The sequence below is a fragment of the Cutibacterium avidum 44067 genome (assembly GCF_000367205.1).
GTDB classification, from domain to species: domain Bacteria; phylum Actinomycetota; class Actinomycetes; order Propionibacteriales; family Propionibacteriaceae; genus Cutibacterium; species Cutibacterium avidum.
Genome location: NC_021064.1, coordinates 1,206,160 through 1,222,414, shown reverse-complemented (window position 1 = coordinate 1,222,414; position 16,255 = coordinate 1,206,160). Strand labels below are relative to the sequence as shown.

Sequence of the window (16,255 nt, the reverse complement as noted above, 5' to 3'; positions counted from 1 at the left end):
GGATTACCGTGAATCTACGCAAATCCGGCCTTTTCATCGCCATTGCGGTAATCATACTTGAGCTAATTGGCGGTATGCAAAGCTACCTTAACCAGCTAATTCTGCCTATCATGGCTAATGATCTCCACGGACAGAATTACTATGGAGTTATACTTGGTGCATCGTCTATCGCAACTATGACAGGTTTACCAATAGGCGCAGCCTTGATGAATCGGGTGAGGTTAGTTAGGCTCCTAGTCGGCGCAACGCTTGTCTTGGTCTTTGGCGCGCTTGTAAGTGCTGTCGCTCCTAGTGTCATTGTTTTTGTCATAGGATCAATCCTGCGCGGCTTAGCGGGGTCCATTCTTGCAATGACCTCACTAGGTGCTGTTGCGCTTGGTCTGTCGGGGCGCGCAAGACAGCTTACTCTTGCTTTCGCCTCAGCGAGCTGGGTAGTTGCATCCGTTGTAGGCCCAGCCTACGCTGCCTGGGTAACACATCTCTTGTCATGGAGATGGGCTATACTTTTGTACCTTCCTTTTCTTCTAGCCGCGAGGTTTGTAATCGCTTTCAACCTCAAGACGGAGTCTCAGAAGAAAGACGCCCCGATGTCTTATCAGGCGCTTTTTCTGATTATAATCGGTGTAGGTGTTACAATCGTGCCAATTGCCGGTATTGGCAAGATTCTTCTACTCTTAGTTGGGATTGGACTACTAACTCGCGTTGCAATTCTCTTAATGCCATCAGGAACCTTTTCACAGAGAACTCAACGCAGAGCAGCGCTAGCTGGCATGTTTTTTCTAACTGGCAGTTATTTCGCCGCTAATGAGCTGGTCAGCCTAACAGCTCACGATCTTTTTGATGCAAGCGCCAAGTCGCTGGGATACATTTTAACGGGAGGAGGGCTTGCATGGGCTTTGCTAGGAGTCTTTTGCGGCATAAAACCAGCCTCAAGTATGCTTGCGTACAGGATACGGTCATCCATCGGTTTGACTCTGTTGCTTTTGTCTACTGCTGCGATTAGCGTCGTGTCCTTAACTGACTCGTCTTTGTCTCACCCAACTGTATTCTTTGTCATATTATGGACACTGGCCGGCACAGGTATGGGGCTCACCTACCTTGATACTCTTAATATCTTTTTCGAAGACCCCGCCGTCCCTGACGGTATTACCATAGAGGAGATGGCCAGCTCTTCCGTAATCGTCGAGTCACTGTCATCTACGATGTTTATACCTCTGACCTCGTCGATCGTAGCGATGGCCTTTACGAATCAGCAAGTCACGTCAACGTTGCCCTACGGCATATCGTGGTTAATAGTTGTAGGATTAGCGTTTGTCGCCTTCTACTATCTCATGGGCGTTCAGTCCTCCAAAAACTCATAAGTTATCATTTTACCGGGCCGGGGGTTAATACCTTGTTTGATTCGGGAACTTTGTGCGCGGTTGGCCCCGCCCGCTGAGGAACCGAAAGCCTGTGGAGATCCGGTGGCCCCTACCCCTCGACGGAAAATCGAACCAGGAAAGTCGAGATCTCGAATAGGTGGCTAGAACCGGTATTCGTAGGTTTTCGCCCGCCACCGATCGCCATCTTGCGCTGTCTTCTTCGAGTGGCAGGGCTTGCACAAGGCTTGCAGATTGGTCTCCTCGTGGGTGCCGCCGTGCTCGAGCGGGATGATGTGGTCAACCTCGGCAGCTGGAGTGATGCGTCCGGCTTGCTGGCAGTGAGCACACACCGGGTGAGCAATAATAAATCTGTTGCGGATTTTGCGCCACGCGTGGTTGTAACGCTGGTTGATCTTCGGGTCACGTCTGCTCCGGTAGTCCTTGGCTTCTGCTTGTTCGAGAAGAGCGTGCTGCTCGCAGTATCTGGTGTAGGTCAAGCCTGGGCAGCCAGGAGCCTTACACGGGTGGGCGGGTTTCCTCGGCACGACCGCTTACCTCCCACAACAAACCAGCCGGCACGGCGAAGCCCCAGCCTCCCGTGGTGGGCTGCTAGGGCTTTGACCTATTAATCAACCACTTACAGTATGACAGGCCCAAACACCGGTTTCCATTGCAGGTTTCGGACACCTTCCAACGCTTGGGTTCACTTAGGCTGTCTTCCCGTACAAGGCGTGGGAGAGCTTTTCCAGCGCCCGGTTTTTCTTCCGATAAGCACTATCACTCTCCACGTAGAAGCGCTCACACACCTGGTCGACGCACTCTTCGCGACTTCCTTCGGCGAGGAAGAATGCTTCGAGCACGAACCTGTCGTCCTCACTCAGGATTTCCCAGGCGGGCAGGAACCAGTCCATGTACTGGCGCGCCTGGGCGTAACGGGCGCGGTACAGGTCGATACGATCCAAGGTAGCGGCGATGCGGTGTTCCCCGGCGTGGAGGTCACCAGAAGGCGGGGTGCCATCCATCCTGGGGGTAGCTGGGCTGGCGAGGTCATCGTACGCGTCTTTGACTTGCTGGTCGGTGGTCTCGATGACCTGTTCCATCACAGCGAAGTCTTGCAACGCGGCGATGGCTGCTTTCCTCGTGTCGAGGTATTTGGTCATCACATGCATGACGGTTCCTTCCTGGGAGTGGTTGTGAGTTCGGTGGTGACCGCGTCAATCAACGCAGCCTGAGTCGTGTTCTTGGTTTCCAGGGCTTTGAGGACGGCTTGGTCGAGGGTGTTTTGAGTGGCGAGGTGGGTGATAGTCACCGGCTGGGTTTGTCCCTGCCGGTACAGGCGGGCGTTGGTTTGCTGATACAACTCCAACGACCAGGTCAGAGAGAACCACACGAGCAGATGCCCACCTTGCTGGAGGTTCAGCCCATGCCCAGCGGAGGCCGGGTGAATCAGGCCGAGACTGATGTCGCCGTTATTCCACGCCTGGATATCAGCTGCCGTTTTGAGTTCTTTGGCTTGTGGGAACCGGTCACGAATTTTAGCCACGTCGTGGCGGTACCAATACGCCACTAGCAGGTTCTCACCGTTAGCGGCTTCGATGAGGTCTTCGAGCGCGTCGAGTTTCGCGCTATGTACCTGGGCCACCTGGCCGTGTTCGTCATAGACCGCACCGGAAGCGAGCTGTAACAGCTTGCCCGACAAGGCGGCTGCGTTAGCGGCGTCAATGACTTGCCCGTCCAGGTCGAGGATCATCTGCTCACGCAACCGGTAATAGACCGCGCGTTCTCTGGCTCCAAGCATCACTGGCTGGGTGGTGACCGTTAGTTTGGGGAGTTGGAGGTGGTCGGTGGTTCGCATGGACAGGGTCATGTCGGCGATCGCTTGGTAGATTTCATCCTCCGCACCCTCACGAGGCTTATACGAAAACACCTGCGCCCCGTTTCGCTTATCAGGGGTAAACCAGCGGTCGCGGTAGCGCGTAATAAACCTGCCAAGCCGTTCACCGCCGTCGAGGAGGCGGAACTGCGCCCATAAATCCATCAACCCATTCGAAGCGGGCGTCCCGGTCAACCCGACCCAGCGCTTCACATACGGGCGCATCTTTACCAGGGTGGTGAAGCGTTTGGCGCGATGATTCTTGAAGCTGGAGAGTTCGTCGATGATAACCATGCCGAACGGCCACGCCTCACCATAATGCGCGACAAGCCAGGGGATGTTTTCGCGGTTAATCACCGTCACCATCGCCGACTGCGCGAGCGCGTCCAGCCGGTCTGCTTTGGTGCCGACAGCCACCGCCACCGTCAGTCCCGCCAGGTGGCTCCACTTTGCGAGCTCGGCAGGCCAGGTGTCACGAGCCACCCGTAGCGGAGCGACCACGAGGACGCGGGAGACTTCGAAGTAGTCCAGGAGCAGCTCCCACACGGCGGTGAGGGTGATGACGGTTTTGCCTAAGCCCATGCCGAGGAGGATGGCGGCTTCTTCGTGGTGGATGATGAAACGAGTGGCTGCCTGCTGGTAGTTATGCGGCGTGTAGTGCATCCAGCACCCCCTCGATCCCGTCCACGCTGTCTATGACGAGGACGGTGAAGCCGTGGTCGCGTAGCTGCTTGATGCGATGCTGTTGGATGGGGCGAGGCCTTTTGCCGGGTGCTTTGACCTCAACAAACACTGTTCTCCCACCCTTTAAGCACAAGCGGTCTGGGACTCCTGTGGTTCCGGGGCTCACGAGTTTCCAGCACAGGCCACCATTAGTCTCAACGGCGGTTTTGAGGGCTTGTTCGATGTGGTGTTCTTTCATGTCACTTCCTGAAATTTGATCTCAGGGTGACGGGTGTGTCAGCTGTTTTCTAAACCCTCTATATAGGAAAAATTAAGCTTATTTTTTGCCCTATATAGAAGTCTTATACAAGGTGACACACCTGTCACCCAGGCTGGTTTTAGAGCGTGAATTCGCTGATGAGAGCGAGGCTGTCGATCATGCGCGCACTGTTGGTGCGACGTCGGTTGAACCCGGCTTTGTCGATCTCGGCGTAGAAGTCTGTGGTTGAACGCACGTATTCTCCGCGCGCTAGTGCCCAAGAGCGGTAAGCGTCGTAGACTGCCCCCGATTTTTCTGACAGGCCGGGTTTGAGTTGGCAGCATTCTTCAAGGAAGTGAGCGAACCAGTCGTTAGCCGCCCGATAGGCCTCGATTGCAGCATGGACTTTTGCTGGAACGTGCAGCTGGTAGTTCTCGGCGTGGATGAGCCGGGCTCCTTCCATCACCCACGCCAGGATTGCCCCACCAGCATGGGTGTAGAGGTGATCGGCATAGTTCTTGATGTCGCTCGAGCCTTCGATTTTCGCTTCGAAAGGAATCACAATCAGGCGTCTCCAGATCCCTGCGTCCCTGGCACCAACTTTGGGTAGGTGGTTGGTGTAGAGCACGAGCGTGTGGGAGGGAGTGAACGCGAAGGGGTCTTTGTATTTCTTCTCGGCTGCGATTTTGTCAGTGGAGGCAAGCTGTTTAGCGGCCGAGGTAGAAAGCCTGCGGCCTTCTTCGGTTTCAGCCGCGATCAGCAGGCGTTTACCACGGGTTTCAGCCATGTCGTTTTTCGCGTCGTTTTTCTTTCCCGCGATCAACACATCGGCACTGATCGAGTCCGCATAGTTACCTAGGACTCTGGCGATGGTGTTCCAAAACGTGGATTTACCATTCGCACCATCACCATAGGCAATAATCAACGCTTCGATCATGACCTTCCCGATCGCGGCGAGACCGCAAATGCGCTGCACGTAGCCGATAAGCTCCGCATCTGCTTGGAAGATGAGCTGGAGGGTTTCTTCCCACACTTGTGCACCATCGTTGTTGGGGTTGAGGCTGGTTTGCTGGCTCTTCAGGATTGAGGGTGTAGTTGTGGCTGGACTGTGTGAGAGTCTGCTGTAGTTGCCCTGTGGGGCTGGGGTGCGTGGAGGGAGGACCCTGCGCGAGGATCGGAGTGTCTAGATCTGTCCTCGTGAATCGCAAGGTCCTCCATGAACCACGCTACCTTCGGCGCTCCTGACCTGACCACATTTGCCCGTCTCGATGAACTCGGTCTGGAGGTCACCGGTCAGCTGATCAGTGCCGAGGAGGCGGTCCTGGCCTGCCGGGTCGTCGAGACCGACGAGTGGTGCCACCGGTGCGGATGCCAGGGGATCCCTCGTGACACGGTGGTCAGGCGCCTGGCCCATACTCCTTTCGGGCACCGGCCCACGATCCTGGCTGTGCGGGTGCGCCGGTACCGGTGCACCGGCTGCGGGCGGGTATGGCGCCAGGACACCAGTGCTGCCGCCCAGGCGAGGGCGAAACTGTCGCGGGGTGGGCTGGCCTGGGCACTGGAGGGCCTGGTACTCGATCATCTGCCGGTCTCGAGGATCGCCGCATCCCTGGGCGTGGACTGGACCACCGCCAATGATGCGGTGCTGGCCGAGGGCACCCGTCGGCTCATCGACGACCCGCACCGCTTCGACGGCGTGGAGGTCATCGGGGTCGACGAGCACGTGTGGCGCCACACCAGAGGCGGCGACAAGTACGTCACCGTGATCATCGACCTGACACCGCTACGCGACGGCACCGGGGCCTCCCGGCTGCTCGACATGGTGGCGGGCCGCTCCAAGAAGGTCTTCAAAACCTGGCTGGCCGGCCGTGACCAGGCCTGGCGCGACCGCATCGAGGTGGTGGCCATGGACGGGTTCACCGGCTTCAAGACCGCAGCCGCCGAGGAACTGCCAGCCGCGGTCGAGGTGATGGACCCCTTCCACGTCGTCCAGCTCGCCGGCGACCAGCTCGATGTCACCCGCCAACGCGTCCAGCAGGACACCACGGGCCATCGGGGCCGCAGGGGCGACCCCCTGTTCGGGGTCAGGCTGACCCTGCACACGGGCCGGGACCTGCTCACCGACCGGCAGGCCGCCCGCCTCGACGCTGTGCTCGCCGATGACGCCCACGCCCCGGTCCAGGTGACCTGGGCCGTCTACCAGGAGGTCGTGGCCGCCTACCGCGCCGAAAACCGTGCCGAGGGTCGGGCGATCATGGCCCACCTGATCGACGCGATCGCCACCAAAGTCCCCGCCGCACTGCCCGAAGTGGCCACCCTGGGCCACACCTTGAAGAAACGGGCCGCCGACATCCTGACCTACTTCGACCACCCGGGGACCTCGAACGGCCCTAGTGAGGCCATCAACGGCAGACTCGAACACCTCCGCGGCATCGCCCTGGGCTTCCGGAACCTCACCCACTACATCACCAGATCCCTCCTGGAGACCGGAGGATTCAGACCCCGACTACACCCTGGATCCTGAAGAGCCGGTTTTCTTGTCCGTACTCGCCGTCGATCGCTCAAAACGGAGAATAACAGCGCATTGGGTTTAACAGGGTTCCACGTACCACAATGGCCCCTCCGCTCTCAGTCAGTCCACCGGGACCGATTCGTGCGGAAGGGCCACTGGCGGGCCAGAACTGTCAGGCCTGCCCGATCTCGCTGAGCATGTCGGTGAACCACGGCTGTGTGACATCAAAGGGCTTGCCACCCTTGATGCGGTCGAAGGCGATGTTGGTCAGCTCGTCGCCGTTCTCCTCGTCCTGACCGATGACGCCAGCCCTGCCAGCGAGGGCGCAGTCGACGGCCAGATCGGTGCAGCGGCCGATGAGCTCGAGGTCGGCCTCGTTGGAGGCAGCCGAACGGGAGAAATAACCCGACTTCTGGACCATGACCTTCTCGGCTCCCAGCTTCTCGGCGAACTGCTTGCCGAACCAGGCGCCAGGGTTGACCTTGTCGAGCTTAACGTGGCCGAAGGGGTCGCGCGGGACTTCCTGACCGGCCTTCTCCATCTCCTCGATGATGGCGTCGAGGCCAGCGCCCTCGGACAGGAAGATGGTGACGTTGCCGATCTCGTCCATGACCTTGTTGAGGCGCTCGGCCTCGGCCTCGAGGTCGAGGTGGGCCTCCGGGACGTACACGGCGTGGACGTCCCAGGCCTCCTTGGACAGACCGATCTCGGGGACCCACTCCTGGGTGTCCAGCCATTCGCGGTACTTGGCGGCGGTGGCTGCGGTCAGCCAGCCACAGTTACGTCCCATGACCTCGTGGACGATGAGCATGCGGGATCCGGAGTTGTGCTCACCGACGATGTTCTGGGCGAAGCGGGAACCCTGCTCAGCAGCGGTCCAGGCGCCCAGCGACTGACGAATCGGGATGACGTCGTTGTCGATGGTCTTGGGCAGACCGACGACGGTCAGACCGTAGTCGTGCTCTGCCAGGTACGCGGCGAGGTCAGCGGCAGTGGTGTTGGTGTCGTCGCCACCGATGGTGTGCAGGACGTCGACCCCGTCGGCGACCAGACGGTCAGCAGCAACCTTGAGGGGATCGTCGCCCTCGGCGACCAGACCACGCTTGACGAGGTCGGCGGCATTGGTGAGCTTGACGCGGGAGTTGCCGATCGGGGAACCACCGAAACGCTTGAGGATCTCGGCGTTCTTGCGCACAGTGTCGGTGACCTCGATGAAGTCTCCCTTGAGCAGGCCCTCGTAGCCGTGTTTGTAGGCGATGATCTCGACCTCGGGGGCAACCTCGGTGTAGCGCTGGATCAGACCACTGATCGCCGTGGACAGGCAGGGCGCGAATCCACCGGCGGTGAGGAGAGCGACCTTCTTGACGGCCATGGGGAAACCTTTCGTTCGTCGTGCGATGACGCTATTAAGCCTATGGCACGAGTCGAAATGCCACACCGAGGGAGCAAATGTCAACCCTTTCCAGGACACTGGGGTTCGTGTTGGTGTGATGGTATGACGAGTAATGCGTTAATGCACCGACGTGTGGCCAGTGCGAGGAAGAGGGATCCATCCCAGCGACATGGCGATCGTGGCGTCAGTCTGTCCGTTGTCGTCACGGTGTTGCTTCCGGTCCTTCTCCTTGCCGCTGGGGTGGCCGTGGACGGGGCAGAACAGGCGAGGGCTGCTCGACTTGCCCACACCGTCGCTGCGGAGGCTGTTCGGGCTGGATGCGAGGAGGGATCAGCTGCTCAGCTGGTAGGACAGGACGGCTCCGGATCAGCTCGCAAGGCCGCGGAGAAGTCGGCGCGTGGAGCCGAGATCAAGGGAGTGAGTCAGCTGACCATTGACGTCGAGGGAGACGCCGTCAGCGTCGCTGTGCAGGTCACCAGACCAACTCATCTGCTCTCGCTCATCGGCGTGCTGGAGGTCCATGGTCAGGCGCGCGAAATGTGCACGTTGATGGCTCGCTGACCGCCAGGGGAGTCCGCTGCGGCGATACGATGGCAAGGTGTCCAAGTACTTCCCGGTACACCCGGAGAACCCGCAGCAGCGTTCCCTCAACCAGGTCGTCGACATCCTGCGCGACGGTGGCCTGATCGCCTACCCGACCGACTCGGGTTACGCGTTCGGGGCACGGCTGGGGAACAAGGACGCCCTGGATCGGATTCGCAAGTTCCGTGAGCTGTCCGACAAGCACCACTTCACCTTGGTGATGAGCGAGTTCGCCCAGGTCGGACAGTACGTCCAGATGGACAACTGGGTCTTCCGGGCGGTCAAGGCGGCCGTCCCTGGGCGATACACGTTCATCCTCAAGGCGACTCGTGACGTACCGAAGGTCATGCTCCATCCGCGCAAGAAGACCGTGGGTGTCAGGGTGCCTCAGCACGTGACGGCTCTGGCCCTGCTGGAGATCCTCGACGAGCCGATCGTCTCCTCGACCCTCATCATGCCCGGGCAGGAGACCCCGATGGTCGACGGTTGGCAGGTCCAGGACGAGATCGGTGATCATCTGGACGCCGTCATCGATTCTGGAGACTGTGGCATCGAACCGACGACGGTGGTTGACTTCACCTCCGGGGAAGCAGTGATCACGCGCCGCGGTGCCGGTGATCCGTCCCCCTTCGAGTGAGACCATCTGTCCCTCGAATCGTGACGGCGACTGACGAAGGATGTTGACGACGTGCTTGGCCTGATGGGTGCAATGGAGGATGAGGTCCGTCTCATCCGCGAGGACCTTGACGAGGTCGTGGAGTTGGACGGTCCGTGCGAATTGCTGCGCGGCCGGTTGGACGGAACACCGGTGGTGCTGGCGAAGTGTGGCATCGGGAAGGTGAATGCGGCCTTGGCGGCCTCAGCCATGGTTCAGGCCGGCGCTACGAGCATCGTCTTCACTGGTGTCGCTGGTGCCGTGGCTCCTGGTCTGGGTATTGGCGACGTCGTCGTCGGGGACAAGTTCCGTCAGCACGACGCTGACGACACTGCCTTTGGCAACCCCATCGGCATCATCCCCGGTGAGCCAGCATTCTGGGAGCCGGATCCGGATCTTTCCACCAAGGTACTGGGGGCGCTGCGGGCTCTCGAGGGGCCGCGCGGTCATCACGTCGTGGCTGGAACCATCGTCAGTGGCGACCAGTTCATCGCCCAGGCCGAGAAGGTTGCGTGGTTGCGCACCACCTTTGACGCCAGTGCGGTCGAGATGGAGGGCGCGGCTCTGGCACAGGCTGCCAGCCACCTCGGGGTGCCCTTCGCCGTCGTGCGAATCCTGTCGGACTCCGCCGATGGTGATGCCACCTCCGATTTCCCGGCCTTCCTCAACGACGCCGCTCGCCGCGGACGCGACCTGGCCCACGCCTTGGCTCAGGCCTGAGAGATCAGGTCCGAATCCATCCGGGGCCCTCAGGCCCGTACCAGCAGGGCTCCGGGGGCCACCCGTGTTCTCATCGTCGTCACCTTGCCCACCAGATCACCATCAACCTCGGCGAGGATTGGCCCGGAACCAGACCTCACGAGCGCTGTTCGTGAGGAAGCGTGACGCACCAGTCGGTGCCCATGGCGATGCCGGGTGATGAAATGGTTGAGGACGGCTACCCAGCCGACGATCCCGTGGGGAGACAGGGTCAGGACGTCCAGGGTTCCGTCGTCGATACGGCCGTCCGGGACGAGATCGACCCCACCAGGCAGGACGGAGCAGTTGCACACCAGCACCGTCCGAGCCCGCGTGACGACCGGTTTGCGACCATCGACGCTGGTGCGGGCCTGGAACCCGGGCTGGATGAGGGTCTGGGCACCTGATGCCACATAAGCCAGCCATCCGACCTTGTCCTTGAGACGATCCTGGGTGCCGGCCATCATCTGAGCATCCATGCCCATGCCAATGATGACGGTGAAGCAGATCTCCTCGGACTCGTCGAAACGGACGTAACCAAGATCGATGGCCCGCACTGGGCGGGTCAGCACGGCGTCGAGGGAGGCCGCCAGATCAGTGTGGGGCAGATTGAGGTTGCGGGCCAGAAGATTGCCCGTCCCCATGCCGAGAATCCCCATCGGGACTCCGGTACCTGCTAGACCAGCTGCGACCTGACGGATCGTTCCGTCGCCGCCCATGGCCAGGACGAGGTCGGCACCATCATCGACAGCGCTCCTGGCCAGGCCGTGACCGAAGTCATCGTCGGTTGTGGGAAGGAAGGACGGGTTGACCCCCAAGTGCTCCTGGCATTTGCTCTCGATGAGAGTGCGCCACTGGGAGTTGGCGGCAGTCTTCACCGAATTATGGATGACTGCCACGGTGCGCGGCTGAGATGTGTGCACGTCGTGAGCCTAGGGCATCAGACCAACTTCGTGGCCGCTCCGTCTCAGTGCGTGAGGTCGACCCAACGCTGCGCCCTCGGCGTCAGATCGACGTCACGGCCCAGGAGTTCGGCCAATTCGACAGCCAGATGGTCGGCCTGACCCGCTCGGCAAGCCAAGGTGAGGAGGGCCCCGTCTGCGGTGTAGCCGACCGTAACGACCTCGTGTCCGGCAGCTCGGATGACACCTTCTTCATGACCAGCTTGTCGTAGGTCGAGTAGGGTCGTGAAGGTGTCCATGAGGACTCGACGATGCAGCGAGGCCGAGTCCAAGGCCTTGGTGACCGCGTTCCCGTAGGCGCGGGTCAGGCCGCCAGCTCCCAGCTTGATGCCACCGAACCACCGGCTCGTGACGGCCACGACGTCCGACAGATGCGGCTGATCGTCAGAACTCGAGGCCGTCAGGGCGTTCAAAGTCGGCATTCCAGCTGTTCCAGCAGGCTCGCCGTCGTCGCTGCAGCGCTGGGCATGGCGATCAGGTCCGATGACGAAGGCGGAGACGTGGTGACGGGCATCGTGGCCATCTCGTCTTGCTCGGGCAATGACGTCACGAGCTTCTTCCTCGGTCTCGACGCGGACCAGTCTGGTTCGGAAGATCGAGCGTTTGATCTCCAATTCAGCCTCGACCGGGTCCGTCAGGACGATGTACTCGTTCACCTGACCCCCGGTAGGGAGGTGACCATGTCGAGGCGGATCTTCTCCATCTCATCGACGACGATGTGGGCATCGAGGTTCTGACTAGAAATCGGAGGCAGACCGGTGATGAAGACCGCGATGTCGGCCAACAGCCGACGTGCCCACGGCACGGGCTTGTCGATGGTGTGCCAACACACCGATAACAGATCGTAGCCGGTCTCGGTGACGGTGCGATCGACCTTGGACCAGTCCTGCAGAGCTTGTGGAGCGTCGGGGCGAGTAGCAGAGAGCAGGGCAGATCCGCGTATCAATTCATGGACCATCTGGTTGCGTTCCACCTGAGCCCGTGAGGTACTGGTGTGGCCTTCTGCCAGCGACCGCAGCACAGGCATCATCGAGCGCAAGGTGCGGCGGTACTGGCTGCGCACCAGAAGCACTGGAGCCCGCCGACCGACGACGTGGATCGTGATGATGCCGACGGCCAGACCGACGACCGTCTCAAGGATCCTGTCCTGGGCCAGCTGGTACATCTCACCGGGCTGGGTGAGTGGTGTCATGAGCAGTGCGAAACAGGTGATGAAGATGCAGGCGATGCCGTAATTGCGCGTCACCATGGCCTGCATGATCCACAGGAAGACGATGATGAGGCCGATCTGGACCCAACCTGACGGTCCGAAGGCTGCCACGGCCAGGTAGAGCCCCAGCCCGATGACCGTCCCGAGCACGCGGTGGATGGCCCGGATGGTCATGTCGGAGCGGGTGGCGTCCATGTGCATCAAGATCAGCACGCTGAGGATGGCCCAGTAAGGATGGCCGAAGGGCAGCAGGATCATGAGCAAGGCGGCGAAGAAGACGCCGGTGGCTGCTCGAAGTGCCAGCATCGTCGGTCGGGAACCACGCTCCAGTGCTGTCCGGAGCAGATAACTTGCCTTGGGTCGCCCCAACGGGGTCCAGTCCAGATGGTCTGGAAGGGACACGTCGGCGGATGGGAAGGCTTCCAGCCTCAGCTCGTGCTCCAGGCGCATGTGGGCGGTGACGAGTCGGGCTCTCAGCTCGGAGAGCTCGGACATCTCCGACGGGTTGTCGGCCCCGGAGGCGTGACCGTCGTTGTAGGCCCACCACGCCTGATGGATGGCAGCGTGGGCTGCTGAGCGCAGCCGGGCAACCTCGTGGCTGTCGGCATCCTCGTCGGGCTCACAATAATTGTTGACTGCTGTCTCGGCCTTCTCGACGGCGAGCCGCACCGGTCGGTGCGGCGAGATGAAGCAGATGATCATCGACACCATGGCGGCGATGAGGAAGGAAGGGCCGGTCGAGGTGAAGACTGTTGCGATCGTCCACCCATGGCTGGCCATGTAGGCGCCGAAAGCCCCGGCGAAGAGGATGTTGAGAGGTCCCGGCGGACCCAACTGCAGAGCATGCCAGGTCCAAATGATGACGAGGCTCCACGCGGCCAGGATGAGCGGCATGATCCACTCCACCCGCATGGACAACAGGCCGAGACACTGGGAGAGGACCGTCGCGATGCCGACGCCGATGAGGATTCGAGCGCGCGACAGTGGGGCATTGCTGTTGCCCGCCAGTGCGCCCATGGCACCCATCATTCCCATGGCGGCATGGCTCGGGTCGGTGATGAGACCCATCGTCACCAAGGACACTGCCATCGGGATGATGAGGATGACCGCCTGCTTGTTGCGTCCCGGAGCCGGGCGAATGGTGATCAGTCTGTGCAGCAGGTGGCGCAGTGAGGATGGCTTGTCAGTCGGGCTCATCGATGCACCGTACCGGTGCTCGTCGTCGTGGGACGTCCCATGGTGACGGTGGTGGACCATCCAGTGTCGACGTCGATGATCGTCGCGGTGACCATACCTGTCTCGAGAATGGTGTAGGTCTCCTCGATGAGGTGACCGTTGTCGACCTCGTGGACGTCGACCTGGTCAGCGTCGAGGTCGGTGCCCGTATTCTGCAGAGTCTCGTCGAAGGGGAAGACGACAGTGGCAAAGGGAATGAGGTCACCCACCGGTTCGCCGTTGGCGTCAGTTCGCGAGAACTCCACGAAGCGGAAGACGCCGATGTTGTGACGGCAACGGTAGGTTCGCGTGATCGTCGTCGTCCCGGAAAGCCGCGTGCTCTGGTCGGTGAGGACGTCGAAGCCGATGCCTCGTCCGGACTCAGTCTCGCGGAACACACCGAAACCGCGGGAGAGGCGGTCACGGATTCCCAGGGTGTCCGCGTCAGCGGCGACGGCCAGACCGATTGCGGTGGCCGAGGTCGGGTTGGGAGAACGGTGCACTCGTCGCCCGAAGAGTTCGCGCAGCCGGCGGGGAACGATCGGCAGGGACGTGGCGCCACCGACGAGATGGATACCGGCGACGTCGGAGTCAGCGCTGTTGAGCAGGGAGGACAACGGATCCATGGTCTCAATGGTGCGATCGACCAGCGGCTGGCAGGCTTCGGCCACCTCGGCGACCGGAATGCGCAGAGTCGTCGAGTCGAGGTCCACGAGGAGGTTCCGAGACTGGGGACGTAGGGCTTCCTTGGCGATTCGGCACGCCTCGAGGAGCTCGTCACGATCGACAGGGGTGTCGCTGAGATGACGGGTGGCCAGAGCAGCCAGCACCTCGTCGAAGTCGTCGCCACCGAGGTCATTGAGACCGACGGAGTCGAGGACTTCCGGGCTCTGGCCGGACATGTTGACCAGGGATGCGTCGAAGGTGCCACCACCGAGGTCATAGATGATGACCCTGGTGCGCTTGGAATTGAGGTTCCGGGCCTGGCGGAGGGCGAATTCCAGCCCGGCCGCAGACGGCTCGTTGACTAGGCCGAGCACATCAATGCCGGCCTGACGTGCAGCATCCATCGTCACGAGGCGCTGCCCGGTGTGAGCGTGGGCAGGTACACCGAGGACGGCACGATGAGGTCCGGGGACGTCGATGCACGAGATGACATGACGCAGGAAGTCGGTCCACAGATCGACCAGCGGGATCTCCATCTCCCCGATGTGGACCAGAGTCGACGGGCCGGCTCCGGGGGCCGCCAGGAGGCGCTTCACCGAGCGGACGCCAGGGGCTCCACCGGCCATCGCCTGGCGGGCCTCAAAGCCGTGGACGAGGGACCCACCGACGACCGCGCTCACGCTGGGCAGCTGGTCGTGTGAGTCTCCTTCCGTGTCGAGGAAGGGAAGCAGGGGGTGGTTTCCGTTGTCAACAGCAGCAACCGCAGTGTAGGTGGTTCCCAAGTCGATTCCCAGATCCATGCTGGGCAGTCTATGTCTGGGTACAGACAATGCCCTTATCCGTCCGAATCGCCTCCACGACGGGGACGGTAATCAGGGGTGTCGTCGTCGGCGTCACCGTCGTTGCCACGTCGCGGACCGGAAGGATTGTCGTCACTGCGGGAATCGTCCTCGTGGTCGTCACCGTCGTCGATGGAACGCAGGAAGTCCTCGACCTCGGCACCAATGTCCTCGGCGTCAGGGACCGTGACCTCGGTGGTGCCGAGCTCGCGCTGGGCAACTCGAGAGTCGTACTGCTCCTCGAGGGCATGGAGCATGGTCTTGAGCTCCTCAGAACCATTGACCTGGGTGTCGATCTCGGCACGAACGGTCTTAGCGGCCATCGCCAGAGCGTTGATGGGCAGGGCCAGGCCGGTTGCGCCGCGTAGTGCCTCGACGAGGGCGCGGGCCGACTCCGGGTAGTCCAGGTCAGCCAGGTAGTGGGGCACGTGGGACGCCAGGCCGATGACGGCGTGGTTGGTTTCCCCCAACCGCTGCCCGAGGACGACCGGGAAGGACGCCGGCACCTGAACGCGGCCAAACGGTGAGGTGGATCCCAGGATGAGTTCGGGACGCGACGCCCATCGGGTGACCATGGCGGGTCGGGTATGAGGGGTCGGTACGGGAATCGAATCAGTGATGACCGTCAGACGGATCCCCATGGAGTCCACGAGGTTTGTCAACGACGACACCAAGGTCTCCCAGCCCAGAGCCGGTTCCGGGCCGTCAAGGACGAGGAAGGCCTGTCCGAGTTGATCCGTGACCTCGTGAAGGACCAGACGAGGGCGTTCATAGCCCTCGAAATGGTCAGTGTCGAAGATGATGGGCTGACGGGAATCGCGGTGGTCCAGCAGGAAGTCGATGTCGAATTCACCGAGTTCGTGGTGGGGGAGCTCGGTGAAGATCGCGTCACGGACCCGTGCCTGTACCCGTCCGGTGTCGTTAAAGGACTGCACCAGGGTGATGAGGGCGGACACCTCCTGATCGGGACCCACGATTCCGGGGTGCCAGCGGAAGCGGTCGCTCTGCTGATCCATGGGTGTCCTCCTTCGAATAGGTCCAGGTTGATGCAACCCCGTGAGTCCTCACTCTATTCCGTCGGAACGGTGGGTAGCCTGACCGCGTTGCCAGATGACAGAAGGACGGACTACATGAGGATGACGTGCCGAGCAGCAACCGCGGTCGCCGTTGCGGGGTTCTCCCTGCTCGCCGGATGTTCACAGACTCGCGGAGAGGTGCCCGGGGTCAGCGATTCCCCTGATCGTTGGTGGACGGCTTCCCCCTCGACGACGAGCCAGCCAGCCAGCACCCATGAAGCCCAGCAGAGTCCCGCCCATGCCCCGGCACC

General features: G+C 61.3%; 16 protein-coding genes. 5 read left to right on the top strand and 11 right to left on the bottom strand.

Annotated elements, in window-relative coordinates; all coding sequences use genetic code 11:
* Positions 1-8: 8 nt before the first annotated feature.
* A complete protein-coding gene (locus tag PALO_RS05560) occupies positions 9-1,361 on the top strand; it encodes an MFS transporter (RefSeq protein WP_015582759.1) in 1,353 nt (450 codons plus the stop codon).
* A 161-nt stretch (positions 1,362-1,522) separates the two neighbouring features.
* Here the strand turns inward: PALO_RS05560 and PALO_RS05555 are convergent, their stop codons facing one another.
* From PALO_RS05555 to PALO_RS05535, 5 genes are all read right to left on the bottom strand, one after another.
* Positions 1,523-1,858 carry an HNH endonuclease gene (locus PALO_RS05555; protein ID WP_021108806.1) on the bottom strand — a complete coding sequence of 112 codons (336 nt, stop codon included), beginning with the start codon at positions 1,856-1,858 and terminating at the stop codon, positions 1,523-1,525.
* Between the two features lie 210 nt (positions 1,859-2,068).
* Entirely contained in the window at positions 2,069-2,530 is a 462-nt protein-coding gene (locus PALO_RS05550) for a hypothetical protein (RefSeq protein WP_015582757.1), read from the bottom strand.
* Positions 2,521-3,897, bottom strand: a complete 1,377-nt coding sequence (locus PALO_RS05545; protein WP_015582756.1) for a DEAD/DEAH box helicase — start codon at positions 3,895-3,897, stop codon at positions 2,521-2,523. The genes PALO_RS05550 and PALO_RS05545 overlap by 10 nt, the downstream gene beginning before the upstream one ends.
* Positions 3,878-4,156 (bottom strand): VRR-NUC domain-containing protein, encoded by a 279-nt coding sequence (locus PALO_RS05540; protein WP_015582755.1) that lies wholly within the window; start codon positions 4,154-4,156, stop codon positions 3,878-3,880. The genes PALO_RS05545 and PALO_RS05540 overlap by 20 nt, the downstream gene beginning before the upstream one ends.
* A gap of 139 nt (positions 4,157-4,295) precedes the next feature.
* Entirely contained in the window at positions 4,296-5,237 is a 942-nt protein-coding gene (locus PALO_RS05535) for a DNA primase family protein (RefSeq protein ID WP_272946590.1), read from the bottom strand.
* 135 nt (positions 5,238-5,372) lie between these two features.
* On the opposite strand from PALO_RS05535, the gene PALO_RS05530 reads away from it, so the two are divergent.
* Positions 5,373-6,680 (top strand): ISL3 family transposase, encoded by a 1,308-nt coding sequence (locus tag PALO_RS05530; protein WP_015582132.1) that lies wholly within the window; start codon positions 5,373-5,375, stop codon positions 6,678-6,680.
* 160 nt (positions 6,681-6,840) lie between these two features.
* Here the strand turns inward: PALO_RS05530 and PALO_RS05525 are convergent, their stop codons facing one another.
* Positions 6,841-8,040 carry a pyrophosphate--fructose-6-phosphate 1-phosphotransferase gene (locus tag PALO_RS05525; protein ID WP_004811405.1) on the bottom strand — a complete coding sequence of 400 codons (1,200 nt, stop codon included), beginning with the start codon at positions 8,038-8,040 and terminating at the stop codon, positions 6,841-6,843.
* A gap of 261 nt (positions 8,041-8,301) precedes the next feature.
* Between PALO_RS05525 and PALO_RS05520 the strand changes: the two genes are divergently transcribed.
* Genes PALO_RS05520 through PALO_RS05510 form a run of 3 tightly spaced genes read left to right on the top strand, consistent with a single transcriptional unit; the run spans position 8,302 to position 10,018 of the window.
* Entirely contained in the window at positions 8,302-8,622 is a 321-nt protein-coding gene (locus PALO_RS05520; RefSeq protein ID WP_187290343.1) for a hypothetical protein, read from the top strand.
* A gap of 37 nt (positions 8,623-8,659) precedes the next feature.
* Positions 8,660-9,280: an L-threonylcarbamoyladenylate synthase gene (locus PALO_RS05515; RefSeq protein ID WP_015582752.1), complete on the top strand. Its 621-nt coding sequence runs from the start codon at positions 8,660-8,662 to the stop codon at positions 9,278-9,280.
* Between the two features lie 51 nt (positions 9,281-9,331).
* On the top strand, positions 9,332-10,018 hold the full coding sequence (locus PALO_RS05510; protein WP_015582751.1) for a 5'-methylthioadenosine/adenosylhomocysteine nucleosidase: 687 nt from the start codon (positions 9,332-9,334) through the stop codon (positions 10,016-10,018).
* Between the two features lie 29 nt (positions 10,019-10,047).
* On the opposite strand, the gene PALO_RS05505 is transcribed toward PALO_RS05510, so the two are convergent.
* Genes PALO_RS05505 through PALO_RS05485 form a run of 5 tightly spaced genes read right to left on the bottom strand, consistent with a single transcriptional unit; the run spans position 10,048 to position 15,944 of the window.
* Positions 10,048-10,959 (bottom strand): diacylglycerol/lipid kinase family protein, encoded by a 912-nt coding sequence (locus PALO_RS05505; protein ID WP_023033406.1) that lies wholly within the window; start codon positions 10,957-10,959, stop codon positions 10,048-10,050.
* A gap of 44 nt (positions 10,960-11,003) precedes the next feature.
* Entirely contained in the window at positions 11,004-11,654 is a 651-nt protein-coding gene (locus PALO_RS05500) for an IMPACT family protein (RefSeq protein ID WP_015582749.1), read from the bottom strand.
* Positions 11,651-13,405 (bottom strand): FUSC family protein, encoded by a 1,755-nt coding sequence (locus PALO_RS05495; RefSeq protein WP_015582748.1) that lies wholly within the window; start codon positions 13,403-13,405, stop codon positions 11,651-11,653. Before PALO_RS05495 ends, PALO_RS05500 begins: the two co-directional genes overlap by 4 nt.
* Positions 13,402-14,889: an Hsp70 family protein gene (locus PALO_RS05490; RefSeq protein ID WP_015582747.1), complete on the bottom strand. Its 1,488-nt coding sequence runs from the start codon at positions 14,887-14,889 to the stop codon at positions 13,402-13,404. The genes PALO_RS05495 and PALO_RS05490 overlap by 4 nt, the downstream gene beginning before the upstream one ends.
* A 35-nt stretch (positions 14,890-14,924) precedes the next feature.
* On the bottom strand, positions 14,925-15,944 hold the full coding sequence (locus tag PALO_RS05485) for a PAC2 family protein (RefSeq protein WP_004811397.1): 1,020 nt from the start codon (positions 15,942-15,944) through the stop codon (positions 14,925-14,927).
* Positions 15,945-16,255: the final 311 nt, after the last annotated feature.

What these genes read in the sequence shown, in the direction of transcription:
- PALO_RS05550 (WP_015582757.1), bottom strand. Translation starts at nt 2,530, where the DNA reads ATGCATGTGATGACCAAATACCTCGACACGAGGAAAGCAGCCATCGCC.
- PALO_RS05545 (WP_015582756.1), bottom strand. Translation starts at nt 3,897, where the DNA reads ATGCACTACACGCCGCATAACTACCAGCAGGCAGCCACTCGTTTCATC.
- PALO_RS05540 (WP_015582755.1), bottom strand. Translation starts at nt 4,156, where the DNA reads ATGAAAGAACACCACATCGAACAAGCCCTCAAAACCGCCGTTGAGACT.
- PALO_RS05530 (WP_015582132.1), top strand. Translation starts at nt 5,373, where the DNA reads ATGAACCACGCTACCTTCGGCGCTCCTGACCTGACCACATTTGCCCGT.
- PALO_RS05525 (WP_004811405.1), bottom strand. Translation starts at nt 8,040, where the DNA reads ATGGCCGTCAAGAAGGTCGCTCTCCTCACCGCCGGTGGATTCGCGCCC.
- PALO_RS05495 (WP_015582748.1), bottom strand. Translation starts at nt 13,405, where the DNA reads ATGAGCCCGACTGACAAGCCATCCTCACTGCGCCACCTGCTGCACAGA.
- PALO_RS05490 (WP_015582747.1), bottom strand. Translation starts at nt 14,889, where the DNA reads ATGGATCTGGGAATCGACTTGGGAACCACCTACACTGCGGTTGCTGCT.
- PALO_RS05485 (WP_004811397.1), bottom strand. Translation starts at nt 15,944, where the DNA reads ATGGATCAGCAGAGCGACCGCTTCCGCTGGCACCCCGGAATCGTGGGT.